Genomic DNA, 25595 nt, shown 5'->3' with positions numbered 1-25595 from the left:
GGGACAAAAGGCGGACAGGCCGGGTCATCAATAAAACACGCCACCATCGGCTCCCCGGCTTTGAAGAATGGGGAGCAAATGCTATCTGCTGCCGCAAGTCTCAAAATCCAGGGCGGATGAACGTATTGAAGAACAAGGAAAGGCGGCCGGGTGAAAAAGCCCGGAACGAGGCGGGCAACCGGTCCTCCCGCGGGCACGTCACCGCAAAACCAGCGGCAGTCAGGCAGGCTCCGCGGCCGCAGGAAAGGGCCGCCAAACCCGCGCTGGCTGCTGCACCGGCGGAAACCCGTCCGCTTTTGCAGCGCAGCGGCGAGCGGTCGCCCGAGCGTGTGCCAATCATTCTCGAATCGTCCGGTGCCGGTGATTTTCATCTGATCGATAGCGGCAACGGGCTCAAACTCGAGCAATACGGCCCTTATCGCATCGTCCGGCCGGAAGCTCAGGCGCTCTGGCAGCCGTCTCTTCCTGCCCACGTCTGGGAAAAGGCGGATGCGCTCTTCACCGGCGACACGGACGAGGACGGCATGGGCCGCTGGCGCTTCACCAAGGAAGCGCTGGGCGAAACCTGGCCGCTGTCGCTGCTCGGCACCGATTTCCTCGGCCGCTTCACGTCCTTCCGCCATGTCGGCGTCTTCCCGGAGCAGATCGTTCACTGGGAATGGATGAAGAACCGCATAGAGGAGGCGAAGCGCCCGGTGAAGGTGCTGAACCTGTTCGGCTACACAGGCGTCGCATCGCTGGTCGCGGCGGCGGCTGGGGCGGAAGTCACCCATGTCGACGCTTCCAAGAAGGCGATCGGCTGGGCGCGGGAAAACCAGTCGCTCGCCCGCCTCGACAAGGCGCCGATCCGCTGGATCTGCGAGGATGCGATGAAGTTCATCCTGCGCGAGGAGCGTCGCGGCAACCGCTACGACATCATCCTTACCGATCCGCCAAAATTCGGCCGCGGCCCGAACGGCGAGGTCTGGCAGCTTTTCGATCATCTGCCGCTGATGCTCGACGTCTGCCGCGAACTGCTGTCGCCGAAGGCGATCGGCCTCGTGCTGACCGCTTATTCCATCCGCGCCAGCTTCTATTCCATCCATGAGCTGATGCGCGAGACGATGCGCGGTGCCGGCGGCGTCGTGGAATCGGGCGAGCTCGTCATCCGTGAGGCGGGGCTGGACGGCAAGACGCCGGGCCGCGCGCTTTCCACTTCCCTTTTCAGTCGCTGGGTGCCGGCATGACCGATGATTATCAGAAATCCGGACCGCGACGCGTCGGCCAGGTGAAGGAAGTCACTTCGCTTTCCAATCCGATCATCAAGGATATCAAGGCGCTCACCAACAAGAGGGACCGCGAGGAAAGCGGCGCCTTCATGGCCGAGGGCCTGAAGCTCGTCATCGACGCGCTGGAGCTCGGCTGGGAAATCCGCACGCTGGTCTATGCCAAGGCGGCCAAGGGCAAGGCGCTTGTCGAACAGGTGGCGGCAAAGACCGTCGCCCATGGCGGCCTGGTGCTGGAAGTCAGCGAGAAGGTGCTCTCCTCGGTCACCCGCCGCGACAACCCGCAGATGGTCGTCGGCATTTTCGAGCAGCGCTGGAAAAGGCTCGACGATCTGAAGCCGGGCAGGAACGAGACGCTGGTCGCGCTCGACCGCGTGCGCGATCCCGGCAATCTCGGCACCATCATCCGCACGGCCGACGCGGCAGGCGCGACCGGGGTGATCCTGGTCGGCGAATGCACTGACCCGTTTTCGCTGGAAACAGTGCGTGCCACCATGGGCTCGGTCTTCGCGGTGCCGGTCGTCAAATGTTCGCCGGAAGAATTCCTGATCTGGCAGAAGCGTTCCGGCACGCAGGTCGTGGCGACCCATCTCGCCGGCGCCGTCGATTATCGCACCGTGGACTATTCGAAAAAATCGGTCGTGCTGCTGATGGGCAACGAGCAGTCCGGCCTGCCGGATAATCTCGCCAGGGCTGCCGATCGCACCGTTCGCATTCCTCAGCAGGGCAGGGCGGACTCGCTCAACCTCGCCGTCGCGTCCGCCGTGATGCTCTTCGAGGCCCGCCGCCATCTGCTGACCCTGGACGAGAAGAAATGACCACACGCGTAGCCCTTCTTTCGCGACCTCTGGTGGCTCTGATCGTCATCGTCATCGCCGTCATTCTCGATCAGGTGGTGAAGATCGCCGTCGAGAATTATCTTCCGATGCAGGAGGCGGTGCCGCTTCTGCCGGTGCTGGCGCTCTACCGAACCTACAATCTCGGCGTCGCCTTCTCCCTGCTGTCCGGAATGGAGCGGGAATTCATCGTCGGCATGCGGGTGCTGATCGTCGCCTTCGTGCTCTGGCTCTGGCGCCGCACCCCGAAGGAGCGTCCTTTCGCCCATAGCGGCTTCGCGTTGATCATCGCCGGCGCGATCGGCAACCTGATCGACGGCTTCGCCTATGGCCACGTGATCGACTACATCCTGTTTCACACCGAGACGTGGTCCTTCGCGGTCTTCAATCTGGCGGACAGTTTCATCACCATCGGGGCAGGCCTGGTCATCCTTGACGAGCTGTTCGGCCCGAAAAAGGCCGATCAGTAAAATTTTACCTGATTGCTCTAAGGATTGGGAAAGAAACCCGGTTAGTCTTTCCCAATGCGAGATATCGCCGACATACATGAACGGATCTCGAAGGCGTTCGCGTCTCCCGCCGCGGCCGATATGGCCGAACCGGTGCCGGAAAAGGTCGTGCCTGCATTGGGGCTGCGGCAGGATGAAGAAAAGAGGGCACCGCGCAGCGTCTTTGCCTCGCTCTTTTCCCGGATATCCGAGTGGCGCCGCCAGCGCACGGTCCCCCGGCTCCAGCATGCATTGAAGAATGCCGAGGCGGCCAGCGCTGCGAAATCCCGGCAGATCGCCACTGTCGTTCATGAAATCCGCACGCCGCTCAACGGCATTCTCGGCATGACCCATCTTCTCGGCCAGACCAAGCTGACGGCGGAACAGCAGAACTATCTAAGCGGCATTCGCCAGTCCGGTTATGCGCTGGCGCAGCTCGTCGAAGACCTGCTCGACTATTCGACGCTGGAAGCCGGCCGCTTCCGTCTCAACAACCGGGCGGAAAATCTTCGCCACCTCATCGAAAACGTCGTCGAGATGCTGGCGCCGCGCGCCCACGAGAAACGCATCGAGATCGCCGCGACGATGACTGCCGATCTCCCCGATCTTCTCGACCTCGACCCGGGCCGCATCCGGCAAGTGCTTTTCAACGTTATCGGCAATGCGGTGAAATTCACCGCCCATGGCGGCGTGCTGGTGCGGGCGGCGGTCGAAGAAGGCAACGTCGCCATTGCCGTCATCGATACCGGTCCCGGCATGGCGGCCGATGAACTGACGCGGGTTTTCGGTGAATTCGAGCAGGCGGGTTCCGCCGAGGCCCGCAGCGGCGGCACCGGTCTCGGTCTCGGCATCGCATCGCGCATTCTGACGGAGTTCGGCGGATCGCTTTCCGTCGCCAGCCAGAGGGGGACCGGCAGCACGTTCACGATCCGATTCCCTCTGCATTTCGCGGAAACGGCGCAATCGGGTACCGGAGAACGCAACCAGTTGCTGGCCATCTCCCGGGTTCTGCTTCTGGCGCCGGAAGGACCTGCCGCCAAGGCGACGGTCGCGACGATCGAAACGCTTGGCGGGCGCTGCCGGCATGTCGCCAACACGGCCGACGCCCAGATGCTGATCGACCGCGCCGAGACAGGTCTGCTGCCCTATACCGACCTGATCGTCGATCACCGGCTGGCCTCCGATTATGCAAATGAAAAGGCGCATGCGCCGCTCCACCGCATCCTGCTCGTCAACCCCGAGGAACGCGCTTCCCAGCCGCAGGATTTCTTCGACGCCTGGCTTATCCGGCCGCTCCGGGAAAAGTCCTTGATCGACGTGTTGAGCGGCCGCCTGCGCGGCTTCGGCACACGCGACGCGCTGAATGACAACCAGGCCATGCCCCCGCCGCCCGTTATCGAAAAACATGGGGAAGGGCTCGAGGTGCTGCTTGGTGAGGACGACCCCGTCAACGCGCTGATCATCCGTTCGGTTCTGACAAAGGCCGGACATCGGGTCCGTCTCGTCGACGATTTCCCGACGCTGATCGAGACGGTACTCAACCGGGACATGCCGCTCGATCTCATCATTTCCGACATGTACATGCCCGGAGGAGATGTTTTCAATCTCCTGGCGGCGCTGCGTGCCGAGGAGCAGGAGGGCGCCCGCCCTCTGGTCCCGGTGATCGTGCTGACAGGCGAGAGCCGAGAAGCGACGCATCGCGAGGTGCTTCTGAATGGGGCCAGCCGCGTCTTCGCAAAGCCGGTCGATCCGCTGACGCTTCTGGAGGAGGTTCGAATTTTGGGAGTTCTCTCCACCGAGCGCCAACAGGCGCGTTGACGCGACCATCCCTGGAACCTATTGTGACAGCGAATGTCACGTTCTTGTCGCAGAGAAGTGATTTAAGGCGGTGATCAAACCGGGACGGGGAGAATCACCTTGGCAATCGAACTCCTGAACCGTGAAGTGATACCTGAAACAAACCAGGCGCCGGCCTCTGCTCCGGTAAGCGGCGATGTCTTCGGCCGCATTGGCACGCTCGAAACGCGGCTTGCCCGCAGCGAGCGCGAAATCGATGCCGCGCAGGCGGTTCGCTACCGCGTCTTCGTCGAAGAAATGCACGCGACCTTGAGCCCGGACGCCATGCGCCGCCGCCGCGACGTCGATGCCTTTGATGCGATCTGCGACCACCTTCTGGTCGTCGACAACGCAATCGAGGGTGATATCGAAGACCAGATCGTCGGCACCTATCGCCTGCTGCGCCAGGAAGTGGCGCTCGCCAACAACGGCTTCTATTCGGCGTCGGAATTCGACATCGAGCCGCTGCTTGCGCGTCATCCCGACAAACAGTTCATGGAGCTCGGCCGCTCCTGCGTGCTGCCGGACTATCGCACCAAGCGCACCGTCGAACTGCTCTGGCAGGGCAATTGGGCCTATTCGCTGAAGCACGGCATGAACGCCATGTTCGGCTGTGCGTCCTTCCCGGGCGTTTCGCCCGAGGAACACGCCATGGCGCTGTCTTTCCTGCACCACACGGTCTCGACCAAGGGCGATTGGGCGGTTTCGGCACTGCCGGAACTCTATCGCTCGATGGACCTGATGCCGATGGAAGGCGTCAACACCCGCAAGGCACTCTCCCTGTTGCCGCCGCTGATCAAGGGATATCTGCGCCTCGGTGCAATGGTAGGCGACGGTGCGGTCATCGATCACGCCTTCAACACCACCGACGTGCTGATCGTCCTGCCGATCGCCTCGATCTCGGACCGCTACATCACCCACTTCGGCGCCGACGCCGGACGGTTTGCGAGCTAACGGACAAGCCTTATGGGGCCGTCGTATTGTGCGACGGTTTCATCCGAAGTCAGCAGCAGCATGCCTTCGGAAATACTCTGTGCGATGAGAATCCGGTCGAACGGATCCTTATGGATTAGAGGTAGGCTTTCCACAGCAAGAGCATGCTCGGTGCTCACGTGTAATTCCTGAAATCCATTGTCGAGCAAAGCGCGATGTAAAACGCGCGGACTGATATTGAAACCACTACGATTGAGCGCTCGTTTGATAGTCAGCTCCCAGAGGCTGGCGGCACTGAAAAAAAGCTCATTTTCCTCATCTTCGATGATGGCACGCATTTCGTCAGTGAGTTTTGGCGCGTCGTCGGCGAACCAAGCGAGGATATGAGAATCCGGGAGAACTCTCATTTTCCGTAAAACATCTCTTCAATTTCCTTGGCGAACATCGTGTCGAAATCGTCAGGAACGGATGCGTAGCCTTTTAGAAAGCCGGCCCGTCGCTTCTTCTTCGGCGCTTCCTCCAGCGGCACGACCTTCACCATCGGCTTGCCGGCCTTGGCGATGACGAACGCTTCGCCCTTCGCAGCCTCTTCGACGAGGCGCGACAAATGCGTCTTGGCTTCATGGATGTTGACGGTTTTCACGGAGCAAGTCTCCAAGTGGACTTAGTTCACTGAACTTAGTCCACTTGGGTCCCGTTTACAAGAAACTCACGTCCCGGCGTTGTAGGCCGCGATTGCTGCCATGTTGACGATGTCGCTGTCCTTCGCACCCATCGAGGTGATCTGCACCGACTTGTCGAGACCGACAAGCAGTGGGCCGATCACCGTCGAAGCGCCGAGTTCCTGCAACATGCGGGTCGAGATCGAGGCGGAATGGATTGCGGGCATGACCAGCACGTTGGCTGTGCCCGAGAGCCGGCAGAACGGATATTGCTCCATCCGGTGCGAGTTGAGCGCCACGTCGGCGCCCATTTCGCCGTCGTATTCGAAATCCACGCGACGCTGGTCGAGAATCTTGACCGCCTCGCGAACCCGCTCCGACCGCTCGCCGATCGGCTGCCCGAACGTCGAATAGGCAACGAGTGCGACACGCGGCTCATACCCCATCCGCTTTGCGACGCGGGCGGCTTCGACGGCGATGTCGGCGAGATCCTCGGCGTTCGGCATGTCGTGGACGGCGGTGTCGGCGACAAAAATCGTTCTGCCGCGCGCGATCACCAGCGATACGCCGATTATCTTGTGCCCCGGCTTCGGATCGATGCAGCGGCGGACGTCCTGGAGGGCCGTCGCATAATTGCGGGTCGTGCCGGTCACCATCGCATCCGCGTCGCCGATGGCGACCATCGTCGCGGCGAAATGGTTGCGGTCGTTATGGATAAGGCGCTGGACATCGCGATGGAGGAAGCCTTCGCGCTGCAGACGCGCATAAAGGTGGTCGATATAGGCATCGACACGATTGGAGAGGCGTGCATTGACGACCTCGATGCCGGGACGGTCGAGATCGATGCCGGCCTTTTCCGCCGTTGCCCGGATGACGTCGTCACGACCGAGAAGGATGGCAGTGCCGAGCTTCTGGTTGGTGAAGGAAATCGCCGCGCGCATGACCTGTTCTTCTTCGGCCTCGGCAAAGACGACCCGTTTCGGGAAGCGGCGGACGCGCTCGTAGATGCCTTGTGTGGTCGCGGCGATCGGATCGCGGCGGGCGGAAAGCTCCGAGGCGTAGGCGGCAAGATCGGCGATGTTCTTGCGGGCGACGCCGCTTTCCATCGCCGCTTCGGCAACGGCGACCGGGATCGCCGAGATGAGGCGCGGATCGAACGGCACCGGGATGATGTATTGCGCGCCGAAACGGGGGCGGTTGCCCTGGTAGGCGGCGGCAACATCGTCGGGCACGTCTTCGCGGGCGAGATTGGCGAGCGCGTTGACGGCAGCGATCTTCATCGCGTCGTTGATCTGGCTGGCCCGCACATCGAGCGCGCCACGGAAGATATAGGGGAAGCCGAGGACGTTGTTGACCTGGTTCGGATAGTCCGAACGGCCGGTCGCCATGATTGCGTCGTCGCGGATGCGGGCGACTTCTTCCGGCGTGATTTCCGGATCGGGGTTGGCCATCGCGAAAATGATCGGCCTGTCGGCCATGGAGCGGATCATCTCTTCGGTAAAGGCGCCCTTCTGGGAAAGGCCCAACACGACATCCGCGTCCTTCATGGCCTCGGCGAGGGTCCGCTTGGCAGTGTTCACCGCGTGGGCGGACTTCCACTGGTTCATGCCTTCGGTGCGGCCCTGATAGATGACGCCCTTGGTGTCGCAGAGAATGATATTTTCCGAATTGAAGCCCATCGCCTTGATGAGTTCGACGCAGGCGATTGCCGCAGCACCGGCGCCGTTGCAGACGAGCTTGGTGGTCTTGAGGTCCCGGCCGGTCAGTTCCAGCGCATTGATCAGACCGGCGGCGGCGATGATTGCAGTGCCGTGCTGGTCGTCATGGAAGACCGGGATATCCATCAGCTCGCGCAGGCGGCTCTCGATGATGAAACATTCCGGCGCCTTGATATCCTCGAGATTGATGCCGCCGAAAGAGGGGCCGAGGAACCGCACGCAGTTGATGAACTCGTCGACATTCTCCGTATCGACTTCAAGGTCGATGGAATCGACGTCGGCGAAGCGCTTGAACAGTACGGCCTTGCCTTCCATCACCGGCTTCGAGGCAAGCGCTCCGAGATTGCCGAGGCCGAGGATCGCCGTGCCGTTGGAGATGACGGCCACCATGTTGCCGCGCGTCGTGTAGTCATAGGCGGTTGCCGGGTTTGCGGCGATTGCCAGGACAGGCACGGCAACGCCTGGCGAATAGGCGAGCGACAGATCGCGCTGGGTGGCCATCGGCTTGGTGGGATTGATTTCGAGTTTACCCGGGCGGCCTTCCGAATGGAAATCGAGCGCTTCCTGTTCGGTCACCGAAGCCCGCGCACGTGCGGCCTTCCCCGTGGCCTTGTCCTTAGCAGGCATGTCTCCTCCAGCTTTTTGTGGGCAGCCGTCCTCTAGGCCGCGGCAGATGTTGTCTTTCAGGTGCCTTCATCGATAGTGTCGCAAGTTCCAGCGCGCAACAAAAAATCGGTTCCGTGACCCAGTTTGAAAGATTCCCCATCGAAGCCCTGAATACTGCCGAGCTTGCCTCGGAGGAAAGTCGCGCGTCGGCAACGCCGATGATGGAGCAATATATCGAGATCAAGGCGAACAATCCGGGTTCGCTGCTCTTCTATCGCATGGGCGATTTCTATGAGCTCTTCTTCGAGGATGCGGTCGATGCGTCCCGTGCGCTCGGCATCACCCTCACCAAGCGAGGCCAGCATCTCGGCCGCGAAATCCCGATGTGCGGCGTTCCGGTGCACGCTGCCGACGACTATCTGCAGAAGCTGATCTCGCTCGGTTTCCGCGTCGCCGTCTGCGAGCAGGTGGAAGACCCGGCGGAGGCCAGGAAGCGCGGCTCGAAATCGGTGGTGAAGCGTGACGTCGTCCGGCTGGTGACGCCGGGCACGATTACCGAGGAAAAACTCCTCTCGCCCTCCGAGTCGAACTACCTGATGGCGCTTGCCCGCATCAAGGGCGCCGCCGAACCGCTTCTGGCGCTCGCCTGGATCGATATCTCGACCGGCGTCTTCCGGCTGGCGGAGACCGATCAGTCCCGGCTGCTTGCCGATATCCTGCGTATCGAACCGCGCGAACTGATCCTGCCGGATACGATGTTTCACGACGCCGAGCTGAAGCCCGTCTTCGACGTGCTCGGCAAGGTCGCGGTACCGCAGCCGTCGGTGCTCTTCGACAGCGCCAGCGCCGAAGGCCGCGTCACCCGTTATTTCGGCGTCGGCACGCTCGACGGGTTCGGCAATTTTTCCCGCGCCGAGCTTGCCGCTGCCGCTGCCGCTGTCGCCTATGTGGAAAAGACCCAGATCGCCGAACGTCCGCCGCTCGGCCGCCCCGAGCGCGAAAGCGGCGCCTCGACGCTGTTCATCGACCCGGCGACCCGCGGCAACCTGGAACTGACCAAGACTTTGTCCGGAGAGCGTGAAGGCACGCTTCTGAAGGCGATCGACCGCACGGTGACCGGCGGCGGGGCTCGCCTGCTCGCCGAACGGTTGATGTCGCCGCTGACGGATCCCGACCGCATCAACCGGCGTCTCGATTCCATCTCCTTCCTGCTCGAAGAGCCCTCGCTTTGCGGTGAACTGCGCTCCGGACTGAAGCACGTTCCGGATATGCCGCGCGCCCTGTCGCGCCTGGCGCTCGACCGCGGCGGCCCGCGTGATCTCGGCAGTATCCTGCAGGGGCTGGAAGCGGCCCGCGGTGTCGCGGGCTTTCTCGACAGGGCCATGCTGCCGGAGGAACTGGGGCAGGCGCTCGACGACCTGAAGGCCTTGCCGCTTCACCTGGAATCCATGCTCGGCAACATGCTGGCGCAGGAACTGCCGCTCCTGAAGCGCGACGGCGGGTTCCTCGCCGACGGCGCTCATTCGGAACTGGACGAGGTGCGGGCGTTGCGCGACCAGTCGCGCCGGGTCATCGCCGCGCTCCAGCTCCAATATGCCGAGGAGACCGGCATCAAGTCGCTGAAGATCAAGCACAACAACGTGCTCGGTTATTTCATCGAGGTGACGGCCGGCAATTCCGGCACGATGACCGATACGCCGGAGGGAAAGGCGCGCTTCATCCATCGTCAGACGATGGCAAGTGCCATGCGTTTCACGACGACGGAGCTTGCCGATCTCGAAAGCCGCATCGCCAATGCCGCCGACAAGGCCCTGACCATTGAGCTCGAAGCCTTCGACAGGATGGTCGCAGCCGTGACCTCGGAGGCGGAGGCGATCAAGGCCGGCGCCCGGGCGCTGGCAGTGATCGACGTCGCCGCAGGCCTTGCCATGCTCGCCGACGAATGGAGTTATCGTCGGCCGGTCGTGGATGACTCGCGCATGTTCGCGATCGAAGGCGGTCGCCACCCGGTGGTCGAGCAGGCGCTGCGCAGACAGTCCGTCGGCCCGTTCATCGCCAATGATTGCGATCTCTCGCCGCATAATGGCGGCGAGTTCGGCGCGCTCTGGCTGCTGACCGGTCCGAACATGGGCGGTAAGTCGACTTTCCTGCGTCAGAATGCACTGATCGCCATCCTCGCGCAGATGGGTTCCTTCGTACCGGCGGTCTCCGCCCATATCGGCGTCGTCGACCGGCTTTTCTCGCGCGTCGGCGCGTCGGACGATCTGGCGCGCGGCCGCTCCACCTTCATGGTGGAGATGGTCGAAACGGCGGCCATCCTCAACCAGGCCAGCGATCGTTCGCTGGTCATCCTCGACGAGATCGGCCGTGGCACCGCGACCTTCGACGGCCTGTCGATTGCCTGGGCGGCGGTCGAGCACCTGCATGAGGCGAACAGATGCCGCGGTCTCTTCGCCACCCATTTCCATGAACTGACCGTGCTTTCGGAAAAGCTGAACCGGCTTTCCAACGCCACGATGCGGGTGAAGGAATGGGATGGCGAGGTGATCTTCCTGCACGAAGTCGGCCCCGGTGCTGCCGACCGCTCCTACGGCATCCAGGTGGCGCGGCTTGCCGGCCTGCCCGATTCGGTGGTCGCCCGCGCTCGCGACGTGCTGACCAAGCTCGAGGATTCCGACCGCAAGAACCCCGCGAGCCAGCTGATCGACGACCTGCCGCTGTTCCAGGTCGCCGTCCGCCGCGAAGAAGCCAAGCGCGCGGGCCCGTCCAAGGTCGAGGACGCCCTGAAGGCCATCAACCCGGACGACATGACGCCCCGCGAGGCCTTGGAGGCGCTCTACGCGCTGAAGAAGCAGCTCAAGGCCTGACGTTTCGACAGCGGTTTCCATTGATGTGCCGCATCAAAGCAGTCGACCCACCTGCCTTTCGACCCGGAACGTGATAAAGGCCTCCGAGATCATGATCGAGGCCGTTTCATCGGGTATCCTGCGTGTTGTCCGTTCCCTTGCCTTTTCTTGCCGGCCTCGTCTTCGCGCTGACGCTTTATCGCAGCCTGAAGGGTGTCGAACTGCCTGGCACGCGGCGTTATTTCCATGCCTTCCTTGTGCTTTATGCATTTCAGGGCGTCGGCGTAGGGCTGCGCTTCGGCTACGGCGTCAATGGTTTGGTGCCCTTACTGCCGATCACCGCGTCCATTATGCCGCCGCTTGCCTTCCTGGCGTTCCGCGGCCTGACCGCAAAACCCCTCGATCGGCCCTGGTTGCACGCCGCGGTGCCCTGTGTCGTAGCCGTGGCGGTTGGCTTCTTCCGTGATCTTGTCGACCCGCTGCTGCTGGTGATCTTTTTCGCCTATGGCGTTGCGCTTTACCGTCTGACCCTTTCGGGCGGCGACGACGTGATGGCGGAGGCCTCCCTGCAGCGGGTTCGCCCAGCCGTGCGCGCCGCCCGATTGACCGCGGGCCTGATGCTGTTCTTCGCCGTCAGCGATGCCGCACTGGCGGTTTACACCGATATCTACGGCGCCGGCGATGTACCGTTGGCTGTCACAATGATGAACCTCACGGCGATAGGCGCCGTGATCGTCTATTATTTCGCCCCCGATTTCTCCCCGCCCAAACCAAGTGTCGCTTCCCCCGCACTCAAGCCGACTGAAGAAGACAAGGCCACGTTATTCCGTATCGAGGCGGCGCTGGAGGAGGGCGAGCTTTACAGGAGCGAAGACCTGAGCCTTGCAAAGCTTGCCCGCAAGGCGAGACTTCCGGCCCGTGAGGTCTCTGCCGCCATCAATCGGGTGACGGGGCTGAATGTCTCGCAGTTCGTCAACGACCGCCGGATTGCGGAAGCCTGCCGCCTTCTGCGGGAAACCGAGCGGACGGTGATCCAGATCATGCTGGACGTCGGGTTTTCGACGAAATCGAACTTCAATCGGGAATTTCGTCGGGTGACGGGGACGAACCCCAAGCAATGGAGAGGCGAGGCAAGGGCCGCACAAGACGCCGGTGCCAGAAAAACATCGGCTTGAACTTCGACGCAGGAAGCAACAACTTTGAAACGTCCGATGATGATAATCGTTGGTCAAGGTGCCTCAAAACGATTATAGCCTCCCTCCGCAGGCCGGGCACCGGCAGGATAACATGGCCAGACACGACATCGATTTTTCTGAACTTCTCGACGTGGCCCGTCTTCGGGCCGATTGCAGGGCGATCGTCAAGGACAAGGATCGCCCCCAGCTCGAATTGCGGGCGGCGCTTCTGCCGTTGCTGCGCCGGGCAAGCGTCGAGGGCCGCGAAAAGGCCCGCCAGCTTCTCTCCAAGGACGGCAGCGGGCTGAATTGCGCCCGCCGCATCTCCTGGCTCCAGGATCAGCTGATCCGCGTTCTCTACGAGACGATTGCCGAGGGCCTCTATAGCGAGGGCACGGATATCGCCGTGGCGGCCGTCGGCGGTTACGGCCGCGATACGCTGGCGCCGGGTTCGGACATCGATCTCCTGTTCCTGCTGCCTCCCCGAAATACCGAGACCATGCGCAAGGCCGTCGAGTTCCTGCTCTATGTGCTGTGGGACATGGGCTTCAAGGTCGGTCATGCGACCCGCACCGTCGAAGAATGCATCCGGCTGTCCAAGACGGACATGACGATCCGCACCGCCATTCTCGAAAGCCGTTACATCTGCGGCCGCGAGGCGCTGGTGAACGACCTCGAGAGCCGTTTCGACAAGGAAATCGTCGCCGATACCGGTCCGGAATTCATCGCCGCCAAGCTTGCCGAGCGCGACAATCGCCACGAGAAGGCCGGCGATACGCGTTATCTGGTGGAACCCAACGTCAAGGAAGGCAAGGGCGGCCTGCGCGATCTTCATACCCTCTTCTGGATCGCCAAATATTATTACCGGGTTCGCGAAACAACGGAACTCGTCAAGGTGGGCGTTCTTTCCCGGGAGGAAGCGCGCTCGTTCGAAAAGGCCGATGACTTCCTTTGGGCGGTGCGCTGCCAGATGCATTTCCTGACCGGCAAGGCCGAGGAGCGTCTCTCCTTCGACATCCAGCGCGAGATCGCAGAGAGCCTCGGTTATCACTCGCGCCCCGGCCTCTCCGCCGTCGAGCGCTTCATGAAGCACTATTTCCTCGTGTCGAAGAATGTCGGCGATCTGACCCGCATTCTCTGCGCCGCGCTGGAGGAGCAGCAGGCGAAGGCGGCACCCGGCCTCACCAACCGTGTCATCTCACGCTTCACCAAACGCCTCCACAAGATCCCCGGCACCGTGGAATTCGTCGTGGACCGCGGCCGCATCACGCTTGCCGATCCGAACGTCTTCAAGCGCGATCCGGTCAATATCATCCGCTTTTTCCATGTGGCCGATATCAACGGGCTGGAACTCCATCCCGATGCCCTGAAGCGCATGACCCGCTCGCTCTCGCTGATCGACAACGACGTGCGCGAGAACGAAGAGGCCAACCGGCTTTTCCTCTCGATGCTGACCTCGCGGCGTGATCCGGCGCTGATGCTGCGCCGGATGAACGAGGCAGGCGTGCTCGGCCGCTTCATTCCGGAATTCGGCAAGGTGGTCGCGATGATGCAGTTCAACATGTATCATCACTATACGGTCGACGAGCATCTGATCCGCTCCGTCGAGGCGCTGTCGGAAGTGGACAAGGGCAAGGCTGCCGATATCCACCCGCTTGCCAACAAGGTGATGCCGAGCGTCGAAGAGCGTGAGGCGCTTTATGTCGCCGTGCTGCTGCACGACGTTGCCAAAGGCCGCCAGGAGGATCATTCGATCGCAGGCGCCCGCATCGCGCGCAAGCTCTGCCCGCGTCTCGGCCTCAATGCCAAGCAGACCGAACTCGTGGTCTGGCTGATCGAAGTGCATCTCCTGATGTCGATGACGGCCCAGACCCGCGACCTGCACGATCGCAAGACAATCACCGACTTCGCCGAAAAGGTGCAGTCGATGGACCGGCTGAAGCTGCTCTTGATCCTGACCATCTGCGATATCCGCGCCGTTGGCCCGGGTGTGTGGAACGGCTGGAAAGGCCAGCTGCTGCGCACGCTCTACTACGAGACTGAGCTGCTGCTCTCGGGCGGCTTTTCGGAAGTGTCGCGCAAGGAGCGCGCCAAGGTCGCCGAGGAGGAGCTCGTCAAGGCATTGGCCGACTGGAGCGCCAAGGACCGCCGCACGTATTCGAAACTGCACTACCAGCCCTACCTCCTGTCGGTCTCGCTGGACGACCAGGTCCGTCACACGAAGTTCCTCCGCGACACGGACAAGGCAGGCCAGGCGCTTGCCACCATGGTGAGGACGGACAGTTTCCACGCCATCACCGAGATCACCGTCCTGGCGCCGGACCATCCCCGCCTTTTGTCGATCATCGCCGGCGCCTGCGCCGCGGCCGGCGCCAACATTGCCGATGCGCAGATCTTCACGACCTCGGACGGACGGGCGCTCGACACCATTCTGATCAACCGCGAATTTCCGGTGGACGAGGACGAACTGCGCCGCGCCGGCACGATCAGCCGGATGATCGAGGACGTGCTGTCGGGCAAGAAGCGCCTGCCGGAAGTCATCGCGACGCGTGCCAAGTCCCGCAAACGCAACAAGACCTTCACCATTCCGCCGTCGGTCATTCTCTCGAACGGCCTGTCGAACAAATTCACGGTCATCGAGGTGGAATGCCTCGACCGCACCGGCCTGCTTGCGGATATCACCGCCGTGCTCGCCGATCTCTCGCTCGACATCCATTCGGCACGCATCACCACCTTCGGCGAAAAGGTCATCGATACCTTCTATGTGACCGATCTCGTCGGCCAGAAAGTCGTCAACGAGAACCGCCAGGGCAATATCGCGGCCCGGCTGAAGGCTGTGATGTCCGAGCAGGAGGACGAACTCAGAAGCGGCATGCCGATGGGCATGATCGCGCCGGCCCCCAATCCGGACCAGGCGTCCCAGCCGCGCAAGTCCAAGGCCAGCGTATGAGTTTCGTCCGATGAGCCCTTCCCGATGAGCCTTGTCCGGAAATTCGCGACAGTCGGCGGAGCGACCCTCGGCAGCCGGATTTTCGGTTTTGCGCGCGAGACCTTCATGGCGGCGGCGCTCGGCACCGGCCCGATGGCCGACGTCTTTTATGCCGCCTTCCGCTTCCCCAACCTCTTCCGCCGGCTGTTTGCCGAGGGCGCCTTCAACGCCGCTTTCGTGCCGCTGTTTTCGAAAGAGATCGAGGCGAACGGCGTCGAGGGCGCCAAGCGCTTTTCGGAAGAGGTTTTCGGCGTTCTCTTCTCCGCCTTGATGATCATCACCATCGTCATGGAACTGATGATGCCATGGCTAGTGGAATGGATCATCGCACCGGGCTTTGCCGATGATCCCGAAAAGACCTCCATCACCATCCGCCTCGCGGCAGTGATGTTCCCCTATCTGATGTGCATGTCGCTGACGGCGATGATGAGCGGCATGCTCAATTCGCTGCATCACTTCTTCGCGGCCGCCATCGCCCCGGTCTTCCTGAATGTGGTGATGATCGGGGCGCTGCTCTACGGCCTCTGGATCCATGCCGATCCGCTGACCATCGCCTGGTATCTGTCCTGGAGCGTTCTGGCCGCCGGCATACTGCAGCTCGCCGTGGTCTATGCCGGAGTTCGCCATGCCGGCATCAACATCGGCTTCCGCCGCCCGAGGATGACGCCGAACGTCAAGCGCCTTCTGGTGCTGGCCGTGCCGGCTGCCGTCACCGGCGGCATCACCCAGATCAACCAGATCATCGGCCAGGCGATCGCCTCCGGCAAGGAAGGCGCGATCGCCGCCCTCCAATATGCCGATCGCATCTACCAGCTTCCGCTCGGCGTGGTCGGCGTCGCCGTCGGTGTCGTGCTTCTGCCGGAACTTGCCCGTGCCTTGAAGGGCGGGCATCTCAAGGAAGCTGCCAATACCCAGAACCGTTCGATCGAATTTGTGCTGTTCCTGACGCTTCCGGCCGCAGCCGGGCTCTGGATCCTGTCGGATGCGATCATCCGTGTGCTTTACGAGCGCGGCGCCTTCTCCGCCGAAAACACCTCGGTCGTCGCTGGAATCCTTGCGATCTACGGCATCGGCCTGCCGGGCTTCGTGCTGATCAAGGCGCTGCAGCCGGGTTTTTATGCCCGTGAGGACACAAGGACGCCGATGCGTTTCACCATGCTCTCGGTCGTCATCAATTCCGGCCTAGCGATTTCGCTTTTCCCGCTGATCGCCGAGCGCGGCATCGCGACTGCCGAGGCTGCGGCGGGCTGGACAAATACCATCCTGCTGTTCACGACGCTCGTCTGGCGCGGCCATCTCGCATGGGAATGGGCACTCGCGAGGCGTACGGCCCTGCTGCTCGTCTCGACCGCGATCATGTCCGCAGCGCTGATCTATGCACTCCGCCATGCCGGCCCGTGGCTGGCTCCGGATGCCCTGCTGATCCACCAGGTCGCGGCTCTCTCCTGCCTGCTTGTCCTGGCAATGGCCGTCTATTTCGCCTGCGCCTTCCTGATCGGCGGCGCCGACATCGGCATGATACGCCGGAACATCAAGCGGAAGCCTAAGGCCTAAGCCCGCTTGCGCCGCCCGCAATATGCCCACCGGCGTTTCGGCCCGACATCCACATGGACGATACCGTTGCAATAACGGCCGATGCCGCCGATGCCGGGTGCGCTGGCCGCAGCGGCAAGGATCGCTCGCTCCGATACGCCCGGTACCCGGATGTCGGCGGCATAACAATGACTATGCTGCGACCTGCCCGAATGCGGCCGATGACCGGACGTGACCATCGGCTTGCGGCCGGTCTCTCGCGCGATATGCGCAAGGATGGCCCCCAGTTTTTCCGGAAAGCAACTCGTGCGAACGCTGACGCGCTGCACGGTGAAGAAGGCTGAATAATCGTGCTTGAAGGAAGTACTTCTTCGCTTTTGGCTTTCGCCAGCTTCTGCGGTGACATTCAGGCCTAGCGCCAATAGGCAGGAAAGCGCGACGCGAAATATGATGCGCATGGGGATCCCCCGAGGACAGACCGTGTCGTTCATGACCGGTTAACCGTGGTACGCTTGGGTATTTCCTTTCCAAAAGGGGCGTGAATAAGGAGACTTTTGCTCAGAAATGGGATTATGGCTGCCTAAAAGACTAACGCCCGTTAATCTTTTCGGAGGGGTCCCAGGAAAAATTTTCCCTTTAGGAGTATTGACGTAGGCGAGATGCTCCCAAAGAGGTACCCTTTCCCGGCCCTACCTCGAATGGCTATGGTGGTGGTTCTTTTGTCGTTGTAGTGGTCCGGCAGGCGCCCTGAGCGGCTCTTCCACCCTTGCCAAGACCGCGTTCACCCGCAATTTCTGGTCGGCTGAAAGTCAATCGAGTCCGGAGTTTTTTGATGCCCGTTCAATCGCTGTTTCTGGTGGCCCTGATTGTCGACGACTACGACCGGGCCAAGGATTTTTATTGCGGCGCCCTCGGCTTCGACTGCCTGGAGGACAGCGTGCAGCCGGAGGGCAAGCGTTGGGTCGTGGTGAAGCCGAAGGGCAGCGAGGGCGCGGCGCTGCTGTTGGCTAAGGCCGCCACCGACACGCAGAAGGCGGCAATCGGCAACCAGACCGGCGGCCGGGTCGGCTTCTTCCTGAAAACGGACGATTTCGTCCGCGATCATGCCGCCATGACCGCCAAAGGCATCCGTTTCCTCGAGGAGCCGCGCCATGAGGTTTACGGGTCGGTGGCGGTGTTTGCCGATCCCTATGGCAACACCTGGGATCTGATTGAACACGCGGCCCGCTGATGCTCTTGATCCTCCGCGCTTCGCCGTGCATAAGCCCGCGCGTTAGCAACATGACCCTTCGGGTCTGGGGCCCTCCACCAGCCTAATTGAGGACGATATGAATACCTTCAAGCCGCTTGTCTTTTCCGGCGTCCAGCCGACCGGCAATCTCCATCTCGGCAACTACCTCGGCGCGATCCGCAAGTTCGTGGCATTGCAGGAAAATAACGACTGCATCTATTGCGTCGTCGATCTGCACGCGATCACCGCCCAGCTCGTCCATGACGACCTGCGGGGGCAGATCCGCTCGATTGCCGCCGCCTTCATCGCTTCGGGTATCGATCCGAAGAAACATATCGTCTTCAACCAGTCGGCCGTGCCGCAGCATGCGGAGCTTGCCTGGGTCTTCAATTGCGTCGCCCGCATCGGCTGGATGAACCGCATGACCCAGTTCAAGGACAAGGCCGGCAAGGACCGCGAGAACGCCTCGCTCGGCCTGCTCGCCTATCCGAGCCTGATGGCCGCCGACATTCTCGTCTACCGCGCCACCCACGTGCCGGTCGGCGACGACCAGAAGCAGCACCTGGAACTCGCCCGCGATATCGCCCAGAAGTTCAACATCGACTTCCAGGAGAAGATCCGCGCCGCCGGCACCGGCGTCGACATGGTCGTCGGCGAGGAGCCGATCCATGGTTTCTTCCCGCTGGTCGAGCCGTTGATCGAGGGGCCGGCACCGCGCGTCATGTCGCTGCGTGACGGCACCAAGAAGATGTCGAAATCCGACCCGTCGGACCTGTCGCGCATCAACCTGATGGACGAGCCGGAAGAGATCGCCAAGAAGATCCGCAAGGCCAAGACCGATCCGGAGGGCCTGCCGAGCGAACTCGAAGGCCTCAAGGGCCGCCCGGAGGCCGATAATCTCGTCGGCATTTATGCGGCCCTTGCCGACAGGAGCAAGGCCGACGTGCTCGCCGAGTATGGCGGCCAGCAGTTTTCGGTCTTCAAGCCCGCGCTGGCCGACCTCGCCGTGCACGTGCTCGCGCCGATCACCTCGGAAATGCGTCGCCTGATGGACGACACGACCCATATCGACGCCATCCTCAAGGATGGTGGCGAGCGCGCCCGCGCCCGCGCCGAGAAGGTCATGGGAGACGTCTTCGACATCGTCGGCTTCCTGCGCTGAGATTATCGGCGCCTTTCAGGCCACGCAAAGATTGCATACCCGTCACGACATTCGTGGCGGGTTTTCATTTTTTCCGGTTGGTATAAGTTCCGCATCACGACTGCTTGGGTCGTCTACATGCGAAGGAGGGGCGGCATGGTATCGAAACGGCTTTCGCGGCTTGAAGGGCACCGGCGCAAGTTCATGGCGGTCATCGACGGCACGCCGGAATGTGAAAAGGCAGTCCACTATGCGGGGCGCCGCGCCAAGAACTCCAATGGCGGTCTTGTCCTGCTTTTCGTCATCCCCGAAGGCGATTTCCAGCAATGGCTGGGCGTCGAGCAGATCATGCGTGCCGAGGCCCGCGAAGAGGCGGATGCGGTGATGGCCAAGGCCGCCCAGAAGGTGCGCGATACGATCGGCATCGATCCGGAAATCGTCATCCGCGAAGGCAACGCCAGCGAGCAGATCATCCAGCTGGTCGAGGAAGACCGCGATATCGCGGTCCTCGTGCTGGCGGCCGGCTCAACCAAGGAAGGGCCGGGACCCCTGGTGTCCGCCGTTGCTGCCTTCCCGATCCCCGTCACCGTGCTGCCCGACACGCTGACGGCCGAGGAAATCGACGCGCTGGCCTGATTGCGGACTTGATCTTGCGCAGGCAAAGGAGCACTTGAACGAAAAGCTGATACGGCTTATCTTCTTTTGAAGAGTTCTAAATTGCGAGGGGCGCCGTGCCCCAGGAGAGACAAGATGTTCATTCAGACGGAAGCCACCCCCAACCCGGCGACCCTGAAGTTCCTGCCCGGCAAAGTCGTCATGGAAAAAGGCACCGCCGATTTCCGCAATGCCGGCGAGGCGGAAGCATCTCCGCTGGCCGAGCGCCTGTTCGGCATCTCCGGCGTCACCGGCGTCTATTTCGGTTACGACTTCATCACGGTCACCAAGGAAAGCGCCGAATGGCAGCACTTGAAGCCGGCGATCCTCGGCTCGATCATGGAGCATTTCATGTCCGGCGCGCCGGTCATGGGCGGTACGTCCACGCTTGCTGAAGCATCCGACGTAGAAGGCGAGTTCTTCGACGAGGACGACGAAACGATCGTCGCGACGATCAAGGAACTGCTCGAAACCCGCGTCCGCCCCGCCGTCGCCCAGGATGGCGGCGACATTACCTTCAAGGGTTTCCGCGACGGCACGGTCTACCTCAACATGAAGGGTGCATGCTCCGGCTGCCCGTCTTCCACGGCGACGCTGAAGCACGGGGTGCAGAACCTGCTCAAGCATTTCGTTCCGGAAGTGCAGGCCGTCGAAGCGCTCTGAGCCCGCCGGCACCGCTGAATGATTGTTCTTGCCATCGATACCGCCGGGGTGGATTGCTCCGCAGCGCTCTATGACAGCGCCGCGGGCAAAGTGCTGTCTGAAGTCACCGAGGCGATCGGCAAGGGCCATGCCGAAAGGCTGATGTCGGTCATCGACGAAGCGCTCGCTGCAGCCGGTCTTGCCCTCAAAGCCGTCGAGCGTGTTGCAGTCGTCATCGGGCCTGGCTCTTTCACCGGCATTCGCGTCGGTGTTGCCGCCGCCCGTGGTTTCGCGCTCGCGCTCGGTGTCGAATCGGTCGGCGTAACAACGCTCGAGGCGTTGGCGCTCAAGTTTCTTGGCGAACACCCTGGCCAGCCGGTCGTGGTTGCCATGGATGCCAAGCGCAACGAGGTCTACACCCAGGCGTTTTCCGCCAACGGGGAAGCGTTGAGCCAACCCGCAGCACTTTCGCCAGAGGACGCTTCGGAACTTGGCCAGTCCCTCTCGGCGGTGATGACCGGCTCCTGGGTAGAGCACTCCCTTGGCAAGGGAGTTGCCGAATATGACGGGCGGGATCGCTTCGACATCGCCGTGGTCGCCCGCATCGCCGCTGAAAAACCTGTGGATGCGCAACGTCCCAAACCATTGTATCTTCGAGGACCAGATGCGAAACCGCAGACCGGTTTTGCCCTTGCCCGTTCGTGACTGTACAGACTGCGCCGATGCTCGACGATTACCTGACCTGGAAGCCGTATTTCGAAGTCGTACCGATGGAGGCGAGCGATTGCCTGGAGATTTCCGAGCTGCATGGCCAACGATTTCCGCGTCAGTGGAGTGACGGCGAATTCCAGAACCTGCTCCTGCAGCAAAATGTCTTCGGTTTTATCGCCCGTCAGACCAATGCGTTTTTCTCCAAGCCGCTCGGTGGGTTCGTTCTGTCGCGGGAAGCGGCCGGCGAGGCGGAGATCCTGACGGTCGCCGTCAACGAGAAATTCGGCCGGGTGGGCCTTGGCTGGCGTTTGATGCAGGCTGCCCTGCGCGAGGCCGCGGCGCGCGGCGGGGAGAGCATGTTCCTGGAAGTGGAGGCGGCGAATCGCCCGGCTGTCGAGCTTTACCGCAAGCTCGGTTTCCAGAAAGTGGGCGAGCGCCCCGCCTATTATGCCGGGCCGGACGGGACGCGATCCACGGCGCTTGTCATGAGCCGAGTTCTTCGTTAGTCCGTTAGTTTCTACGGGAACGTTTCGAAGGCCAAAACGACATGACAGACCTTTCCAAGACCCTGGAGGAGCTGTGTGCCGAGAAAGGCATGCGAATGACGGATCAACGCCGCGTGATCGCGCGTATCCTGCAGGAGTCCGTTGACCATCCGGATGTCGAGGAACTCTATCGCCGGTCCTCCAAGGTTGATCCGCGTATCTCCATCTCGACGGTCTACCGCACTGTAAAATTGTTCGAGGACGAAGGGATCATCGAACGTCACGATTTCCGCGACGGCCGCTCGCGTTACGAGACCGTGCCCGAGGAACATCACGACCATATGATCGATCTCAACACCGGCAATGTCATCGAGTTCCGCTCGGCCGAAATCGAGGCGCTGCAGGAACGCATTGCCCGGGAGCATGGATTCCGTCTCGTCGGCCACCGGCTGGAGCTCTACGGCATCCCGCTGGACAAGGACGATAAGTGATTACTTGGGCGCGGATCGGCTTCGTTTTCGTTGCTCTTTTCGCAGTTACGCTGGTCCTGTTGCCGTTTCAGCTCCTCGGCCTCGCCTTCGACCTCAAGATCCGCCGCTATATCCCGCGCTACTGGCATAAGACTGCCTGTTTTCTGCTTGGCATCCGCATTCATGTCCACGGAACGCTGGATCGCCGCCGGCCGCTGATGCTTGCCTGCAATCATGCGTCGTGGAAGGATATTTTGGTGCTCGGCGCGATCGCCGACGTGGTCTTCATTGCCAAGATGCAAGTGTCGGAATGGCCGGTCTTCGGCACGCTCGCCAAGCTGCAGAAAAGCATCTTCGTCGCTCGCGAGCAGAAGCGCCGCACCGGCGATCAGGTGAACGAGATCGCCGAGCGCATGGCAGCCGGCGAGATCGTCGTACTTTTTCCCGAAGGCACTACCTCCGATGGCAACCGGCTTCTGGAGGTCAAGTCGTCGCTGTTTGGCGCTGCTGCTGCCGCGGTGCAGCGCACGCCGGAAGGTGTCGTGCATGTCCAGCCGGTGGCGATCGCCTATACCCGCATCCACGGCATGGCCATGGGCCGTTACCATCGGCCGATCGCCGCCTGGCCGGGTGATATCGAACTCGTGCCGCATCTGCTCGGCGTCCTGAAGGAAGGCGCGCTCGACGTGGACGTCGCCTTCGGCGAAACGGTCGATTTCCGCGCTGGCGACAACCGCAAGCACCTGAGCATGGCCGTGACGAGCCGGCTTCGGCGTATGCTAATCCGCCATCTGCGGGGCCGTGACTACGAAGCGCTCTAGGAAACGCTTCATTTCCGGGTCTTCTTGCGGTATGGAGCGAGCCATGAACGAACACGTCTCTCTTTCCGTGGCCGCCGACGAGCCGGCCCAGCGCCCGAATTCCCGCAAGGTCTTCATCAAGACCTACGGCTGCCAGATGAATGTCTATGATTCAGGCCGCATGAGCGATGCGCTGGCGGGCGAAGGCTACGTGCCGACCGAAGAGATGGGCGAGGCCGACCTCATCCTCCTCAACACCTGTCACATCCGCGAGAAGGCCGCCGACAAGGTCTATTCGGCGCTCGGGCGTCTTCGCGACATGAAGAAGGCACGCGCTGCCGAAGGTCGGGAGCTGATGATCGGCGTCGCCGGTTGCGTCGCCCAGGCAGAAGGCGAGGAAATCATCCGCCGTGCGCCGGCCGTCGACGTGGTGATCGGCCCGCAGACCTATCATCGCCTGCCGGAAGCGCTGAGGCGCGCCCGCGGCGGCAAGCCTGTCGTCGACACCGAATATGCGGTCGAGGACAAGTTCGAGCACTTGCCGGTTACCGAGAAGGCGAAGATCCGCGCCCGCGGCGTCACCGCTTTCCTCACCGTTCAGGAAGGCTGCGACAAGTTCTGCACCTTCTGCGTCGTCCCCTATACGCGCGGGTCGGAAGTTTCTCGTCCCGTCCAGCAGATCGTCGACGAAGCCTTGCGGCTTGTCGATGGCGGCGTGCGCGAGATCACGCTGCTCGGCCAGAACGTCAATGCCTGGCGTGCGGAAGGCCCGAAGGGCGGCGAATGGAGCCTCGGCGACCTGCTTTATCGCCTGGCGGAAATCCCGGGCCTCGCGCGTCTGCGCTACACGACCAGCCACCCGCGCGACATGGATGACCGGCTGATCGAGGCCCATCGCAACCTGCGCACCCTGATGCCCTACCTGCATCTGCCGGTCCAGGCCGGTTCTGACCGCATTCTGAAAGCCATGAACCGCCGCCACACGGGTACCGAATATCTGCGCCTGATCGAGCGCATCCGCGAAGCTCGGCCGGATATCGCCATCGCCGGAGATTTCATCGTCGGGTTCCCCGGCGAGACGGACAAGGATTTCGAAGATACGCTGCGCCTCGTCGAGGACGTGAACTACGCCCAGGCATATTCCTTCAAATATTCGACCCGTCCCGGCACGCCCGGCGCCGACCTCGGCGATCAGGTGCCGGAAGAGGTGAAGGCGGAGCGGTTGGAAAGATTGCAGGCCCTGCTCTTGAAACAGCAGGCCGAATTCGCCAAATCCTGCGTTGGAAAAGTCATCGACCTGTTGCTGGAAAAGCCCGGTCGCATGCCAGGACAGATAATCGGACGTTCTCCCTGGCTTCAATCTGTGAATGTTGATGCAAAAACATCGCAAATCGGTGACATTATCCAGGTACGAATCAGTGGAACCGGCCCGAACAGCTTGTTTGCCGACCCGGCAGAGAGTTTAATAGGAGCCTGAGCTAACATCGAGGAGCTTGCCCTACTTGAACGGACGTGAATTGGTTTCTTCATCCGCGCGCCAGCCCCGCACCGCCGCTACCGACGCCAATCACTTTGTCCTGACGTTCGAGAACAATAGGTTCGCCAGCGAGCTTTTCGGGCAATTCGATCAGAATCTCAAACTTCTCGAAGAGCGGCTTCACATCGATGCCAGGGCACGCGGCAATTCGGTGGCCATCTCCGGCGATCTGACGGCGACCAACCAGGCGCGCCGGGCGCTGGATTTCCTTTACGAACGCATCCAGAAGGGCGGCTCGGTCGAGACCTCCGACGTCGACGGTGCGATCCGCATGGCGCAGGCGGCCGACGACCAGCTGCAGCTGCCGACGCTGGAGAAAAAAGCCAAGCTCTCCATGAGCCAGATTTCCACCAAGAAGAAGACGGTCGTCGCGCGCACCCCGACCCAAGACGCCTATATGCGGGCGCTGGAACGGTCGGAGCTTGTCTTCGGCGTCGGCCCGGCCGGTACCGGCAAGACTTATCTCGCCGTCGCTCATGCCGCCCAGCTTCTGGAACGCGGGGCTGTCGATCGCATCATCCTGTCGCGGCCGGCCGTCGAAGCCGGCGAGCGCCTGGGCTTTCTGCCCGGCGACATGAAGGACAAGGTCGATCCCTATCTGCGGCCGCTCTATGACGCCCTCTACGACATGATGCCGGGCGACAAGGTGGAGCGGGCGATCACCGCCGGCGTCATCGAAATCGCGCCGCTCGCTTTCATGCGCGGCCGCACGCTCGCAAACGCCGCCGTCATCCTCGACGAGGCGCAGAACACCACGTCGATGCAGATGAAGATGTTCCTGACCCGTCTCGGCGAAAATGCCCGGATGATCATCACCGGCGACCCGAGCCAGGTCGATTTGCCGCGCGGCGTGAAATCAGGCCTGGTGGAAGCGCTGCAGATCCTGAAGGGCGTCGAGGGCATCTCGGTGATCCGCTTCAAGGATACGGACGTGGTCCGCCATCCGCTGGTCGGCCGCATCGTCCGGGCCTATGATGCGCAATATGCCGTCCACGAGGAGAGCGAGGAAGTCGACCGGTAACGGTCGGCTCCAAACC

Annotated in this window: 23 protein-coding genes; 19 read left to right on the top strand and 4 right to left on the bottom strand. The window is 62.1% G+C overall.

What is annotated here, in order from left to right; all coding sequences use genetic code 11:
• Positions 1-116: 116 nt before the first annotated feature.
• The 5 genes from C5J26_RS24855 to C5J26_RS24835 all read left to right on the top strand — a co-directional run bounded on the left by C5J26_RS24855 (position 117) and on the right by C5J26_RS24835 (position 5379).
• Entirely contained in the window at positions 117-1226 is a 1110-nt protein-coding gene (locus C5J26_RS24855; protein ID WP_105404207.1) for a class I SAM-dependent methyltransferase, read from the top strand.
• Positions 1223-2083 carry an RNA methyltransferase gene (locus tag C5J26_RS24850; protein ID WP_105404206.1) on the top strand — a complete coding sequence of 287 codons (861 nt, stop codon included), beginning with the start codon at positions 1223-1225 and terminating at the stop codon, positions 2081-2083. The genes C5J26_RS24855 and C5J26_RS24850 overlap by 4 nt, the downstream gene beginning before the upstream one ends.
• A complete protein-coding gene (gene lspA / locus C5J26_RS24845; protein WP_105404205.1) occupies positions 2080-2571 on the top strand; it encodes a signal peptidase II in 492 nt (163 codons plus the stop codon). Before C5J26_RS24850 ends, lspA begins: the two co-directional genes overlap by 4 nt.
• Positions 2572-2625: 54 nt before the next feature.
• On the top strand, positions 2626-4407 hold the full coding sequence (locus C5J26_RS24840; RefSeq protein WP_105404204.1) for a hybrid sensor histidine kinase/response regulator: 1782 nt from the start codon (positions 2626-2628) through the stop codon (positions 4405-4407).
• A gap of 99 nt (positions 4408-4506) precedes the next feature.
• On the top strand, positions 4507-5379 hold the full coding sequence (locus tag C5J26_RS24835; RefSeq protein ID WP_105404203.1) for a GNAT family N-acetyltransferase: 873 nt from the start codon (positions 4507-4509) through the stop codon (positions 5377-5379).
• Here the strand turns inward: C5J26_RS24835 and C5J26_RS24830 are convergent.
• From C5J26_RS24830 to C5J26_RS24820, 3 genes are all read right to left on the bottom strand, one after another.
• Entirely contained in the window at positions 5376-5765 is a 390-nt protein-coding gene (locus tag C5J26_RS24830; RefSeq protein ID WP_105404202.1) for a type II toxin-antitoxin system VapC family toxin, read from the bottom strand. The two genes, C5J26_RS24835 and C5J26_RS24830, sit on opposite strands and share 4 nt — an antisense overlap.
• Entirely contained in the window at positions 5762-6001 is a 240-nt protein-coding gene (locus tag C5J26_RS24825) for a type II toxin-antitoxin system Phd/YefM family antitoxin (protein ID WP_105404201.1), read from the bottom strand. The genes C5J26_RS24830 and C5J26_RS24825 overlap by 4 nt, the downstream gene beginning before the upstream one ends.
• Before the next feature lie 66 nt (positions 6002-6067).
• Positions 6068-8365: an NADP-dependent malic enzyme gene (locus tag C5J26_RS24820; RefSeq protein WP_105404200.1), complete on the bottom strand. Its 2298-nt coding sequence runs from the start codon at positions 8363-8365 to the stop codon at positions 6068-6070.
• Between the two features lie 197 nt (positions 8366-8562).
• Between C5J26_RS24820 and mutS the strand changes: the two genes are divergently transcribed.
• The 4 genes from mutS (at position 8563) to murJ (ending at position 16908) form a co-directional block, all read left to right on the top strand.
• Positions 8563-11211, top strand: coding sequence for a DNA mismatch repair protein MutS (mutS, locus tag C5J26_RS24815; protein WP_245441265.1), 2649 nt, complete (start codon positions 8563-8565; stop codon positions 11209-11211).
• A gap of 122 nt (positions 11212-11333) precedes the next feature.
• Positions 11334-12365, top strand: coding sequence for an AraC family transcriptional regulator (locus C5J26_RS24810; RefSeq protein WP_172723898.1), 1032 nt, complete (start codon positions 11334-11336; stop codon positions 12363-12365).
• A 112-nt stretch (positions 12366-12477) separates the two neighbouring features.
• Complete coding sequence (locus C5J26_RS24805) at positions 12478-15315, top strand: [protein-PII] uridylyltransferase (protein WP_105404197.1); 2838 nt, start codon at positions 12478-12480, stop codon at positions 15313-15315.
• 24 nt (positions 15316-15339) lie between these two features.
• On the top strand, positions 15340-16908 hold the full coding sequence (gene murJ, locus C5J26_RS24800; RefSeq protein WP_105404196.1) for a murein biosynthesis integral membrane protein MurJ: 1569 nt from the start codon (positions 15340-15342) through the stop codon (positions 16906-16908).
• Here the strand turns inward: murJ and C5J26_RS24795 are convergent.
• A complete protein-coding gene (locus tag C5J26_RS24795) occupies positions 16905-17345 on the bottom strand; it encodes a DUF882 domain-containing protein (RefSeq protein ID WP_105404195.1) in 441 nt (146 codons plus the stop codon). The two genes, murJ and C5J26_RS24795, sit on opposite strands and share 4 nt — an antisense overlap.
• Before the next feature lie 374 nt (positions 17346-17719).
• Between C5J26_RS24795 and C5J26_RS24790 the strand changes: the two genes are divergently transcribed.
• The 10 genes from C5J26_RS24790 (at position 17720) to C5J26_RS24745 (ending at position 25579) form a co-directional block, all read left to right on the top strand.
• On the top strand, positions 17720-18118 hold the full coding sequence (locus tag C5J26_RS24790) for a VOC family protein (protein ID WP_105404194.1): 399 nt from the start codon (positions 17720-17722) through the stop codon (positions 18116-18118).
• 97 nt (positions 18119-18215) lie between these two features.
• Complete coding sequence (gene trpS, locus C5J26_RS24785) at positions 18216-19280, top strand: tryptophan--tRNA ligase (protein WP_105404193.1); 1065 nt, start codon at positions 18216-18218, stop codon at positions 19278-19280.
• A 135-nt stretch (positions 19281-19415) separates the two neighbouring features.
• Entirely contained in the window at positions 19416-19895 is a 480-nt protein-coding gene (locus C5J26_RS24780) for a universal stress protein (RefSeq protein WP_038539180.1), read from the top strand.
• 114 nt (positions 19896-20009) lie between these two features.
• Complete coding sequence (locus C5J26_RS24775; RefSeq protein ID WP_105404192.1) at positions 20010-20576, top strand: NifU family protein; 567 nt, start codon at positions 20010-20012, stop codon at positions 20574-20576.
• Between the two features lie 18 nt (positions 20577-20594).
• The gene (gene tsaB, locus C5J26_RS24770; RefSeq protein WP_105404191.1) at positions 20595-21260 is read left to right on the top strand and encodes a tRNA (adenosine(37)-N6)-threonylcarbamoyltransferase complex dimerization subunit type 1 TsaB; all 666 of its coding nucleotides are present in this window, start codon (positions 20595-20597) and stop codon (positions 21258-21260) included.
• Between the two features lie 17 nt (positions 21261-21277).
• A complete protein-coding gene (locus C5J26_RS24765) occupies positions 21278-21772 on the top strand; it encodes a GNAT family N-acetyltransferase (RefSeq protein WP_046628535.1) in 495 nt (164 codons plus the stop codon).
• Between the two features lie 41 nt (positions 21773-21813).
• A complete protein-coding gene (locus tag C5J26_RS24760; protein ID WP_046603134.1) occupies positions 21814-22242 on the top strand; it encodes a Fur family transcriptional regulator in 429 nt (142 codons plus the stop codon).
• Entirely contained in the window at positions 22239-23042 is an 804-nt protein-coding gene (locus tag C5J26_RS24755; protein ID WP_105404190.1) for a 1-acyl-sn-glycerol-3-phosphate acyltransferase, read from the top strand. The genes C5J26_RS24760 and C5J26_RS24755 overlap by 4 nt, the downstream gene beginning before the upstream one ends.
• A gap of 43 nt (positions 23043-23085) precedes the next feature.
• Positions 23086-24498, top strand: coding sequence for a tRNA (N6-isopentenyl adenosine(37)-C2)-methylthiotransferase MiaB (miaB, locus tag C5J26_RS24750; protein WP_105404246.1), 1413 nt, complete (start codon positions 23086-23088; stop codon positions 24496-24498).
• Between the two features lie 25 nt (positions 24499-24523).
• The gene (locus C5J26_RS24745) at positions 24524-25579 is read left to right on the top strand and encodes a PhoH family protein (RefSeq protein ID WP_038539202.1); all 1056 of its coding nucleotides are present in this window, start codon (positions 24524-24526) and stop codon (positions 25577-25579) included.
• Positions 25580-25595: the final 16 nt, after the last annotated feature.

The sequence above is a fragment of the Neorhizobium sp. T7_12 genome, assembly GCF_002968535.1.
Taxonomy (GTDB): domain Bacteria; phylum Pseudomonadota; class Alphaproteobacteria; order Rhizobiales; family Rhizobiaceae; genus Neorhizobium; species Neorhizobium tomejilense.
The sequence above is the reverse complement of the archived record's forward strand: the minus strand, read 5'-3'. Positions and strand labels throughout refer to the sequence as shown.